Here is a 2262-nt window from a genome sequence, read left to right on the forward strand (position 1 = left end):
CCGCCGAAGGTGGGGCAGATGATTGGGGTGAAGTCGTAACAAGGTATCCCTACCGGAAGGTGGGGATGGATCACCTCCTTTCTAAGGAGCTCTTTTCAGAGCATTATCGATCATTTTCTTGGGTCACGTGATACTCACTCTTTAGTTTTCAGGGAATGCGCCGAAAACCACTTCTGCTTATGCAGAGGTGGTTTTTTTGTAATATATGAGCGCAGCAAGAAAACAGAATGACTGAAATATACCGATGTGCCTTGTGCTTGGGTGAACGTGTATTTTTCTACATAGACGGAAGAAGTGCTTTATTTGAGAAGATAAGTAGCGTGTAGCATCTTTGAATGAACGCACACGAGCTATTTGATAAGATGAATATGAATGTGCAGAAGGAGGGATAGGGTGAAACCGCGTTTATTTCTTCTCATGCTCACTTTGTTCATGTTGCCTGGTTGTGCGACAGAGATATCATCAGTGATCAATTCGGGCAGGGAAGTGGTCAAGTTTGTTGAGATAGTGGATGGGGATACAGCTAAGTTTGAGATAGATGGCAAGGTGGAATCGGTCCGTTTCCTTCTCGTCGATATGCCAGAAACATCGCATCCTGAGTTAGGCAAGCAGCCCCTTGGACCTGAAGCGAAAGTGTTTGTGGAGAAGCTGTTATCGGAGGCAAAAGAAGTATCCTTGGAGTGGGATGTTGCGAAGCGTGATCAGTATCATCGTTTACTGGCTCATGTCTATGTAGACGGCAAGAGCGTACAGGAAATCATTCTTAAAGAAGGACTGGCCAGAGTGGGATACATATACGAGTCGAAGAAGCATTTGGATGCGTATCGAAAGGCTGAAAAGATAGCTCAAACAGCGAAAAAAGGAATATGGCAATGTCCCGGCTATGTAGGCGACAAAGGTTTTAATCGGGATAAATGGTGTGGGTCGTCGTCACCGTCGAATGCACCATTACCTACTCACGGCTTTGCGAAAGGTGAGCCCAACCCCAATATCCCAGATCAGGACTGTAGCGATTTTAAAACGCAAAAGGAAGCACAAGCGTTTTTCGATCAATTTGCCCCTGCAGACCCACACAGATTGGATGAAGATGGAGATGGTGTGGCTTGTGAGGATCTTCCATAAAGAGCAGTCATTTATTACAGAAAAAAGTAGTGCCTGAATAAACATTTTTATGGTGATTACGGTGTTTTGAGTTGCAACCATCATGGTATTGAGAAAGGTGTGTTTTTTGATGAGAGTAGAAGTGACGTTTCATATAGCTGACGAAATGTTATTGCCTTACGACTTGAATTATCCGATTAGCAGCTTTATCTATCACTGTGTGATGCAAGCGGATCCCGATCTTGCACAATGGTTACATGATACGGGCTTGGAACATCGTGGGAAGAAGTATAAGCCCTTTGTCTTTTCTCGCTGCTATTTCACCTCCAGGATTAATCTGAAATCCGCCATGAAAGTAAAAGGGTCACTTGCATACCAGTTGGACTCGATCAAGCCGGAGATCGTGCAACGTTTTATAGAAGGAGTTTGGAAAGTGGGACAATTATCTTTACATGATGCCATATTCCCGCTGAAAGATGTGCGAATTTTGCCGCCAGTACCCTTTGAGCGCAAGATGGTGTATCAGGCGTTAGGCTCGATTGTCGTGCCAACACAGATTGACGGGCAAGTCATCTATTGTCATCCACTGGACAGCCAGTTTTATGACAGTATGCGTTACTCATTGAAAAACTGGTATACTTTGCGCTGGAATGAAGAGTTTCCCGAGGAGGAGATATTGCGCATCCAACTTTATCGCCCAGAGAAATTTAATTTAAAAAAAGCGGCCGTCCTCACTCGATATAAAGAGAAAAATTTGAAGGGGTATCAAATTCCCTTGATTATTGAAACCTCGACTAAGATGCATCAGGTGATTTATGAAAGTGGATTAGGCTCTTATGGCTCCCAAGGGTTTGGTATGGTGTCTGCTCTTAATGAGTGAGATTGAGATGACCATTGTCGAGGGGCATGTAGAGTGAAAGGGATTTTAATCAAGAACAAGATCTTAAATGGCAATCTATAAAATTCCCAGGTTTCTAGAATCTTACTATGATTAAAAGCGCCTTTAATAAGGCGCTGAGAATGTTGACAAACCCTGCGAATCAACTTTGTTGATCGCAGGGTTTTTGTATATAAAAGGGATATAAACAATTAATGGATGAATATCAACCCATATAAACTTAAAACCACCTCCCTTACCTGCTCTCGAAAGCAGCATAGCCA

At 43.2% G+C, this 2262-nt stretch carries 2 protein-coding genes and 1 rRNA gene; all 3 read left to right on the plus strand.

The features are described 5' to 3' along the window. A 16S ribosomal RNA gene (locus CLV36_RS16795) occupies positions 1-81 on the plus strand; the annotation flags it as partial. A gap of 312 nt (positions 82-393) precedes the next feature. Continuing rightward, positions 394-1122: a thermonuclease family protein gene (locus tag CLV36_RS16800; RefSeq protein WP_181353120.1), complete on the plus strand. Its 729-nt coding sequence runs from the start codon at positions 394-396 to the stop codon at positions 1120-1122. 109 nt (positions 1123-1231) lie between these two features. Beyond that, positions 1232-1981: a CRISPR-associated endoribonuclease Cas6 gene (gene cas6 / locus CLV36_RS16805; RefSeq protein WP_181353121.1), complete on the plus strand. Its 750-nt coding sequence runs from the start codon at positions 1232-1234 to the stop codon at positions 1979-1981. Positions 1982-2262 lie beyond the last annotated feature (281 nt).

It is taken from the genome of Laceyella sediminis (assembly GCF_003003125.1).
In the GTDB taxonomy this organism is placed as follows: domain Bacteria; phylum Bacillota; class Bacilli; order Thermoactinomycetales; family Thermoactinomycetaceae; genus Laceyella; species Laceyella tengchongensis.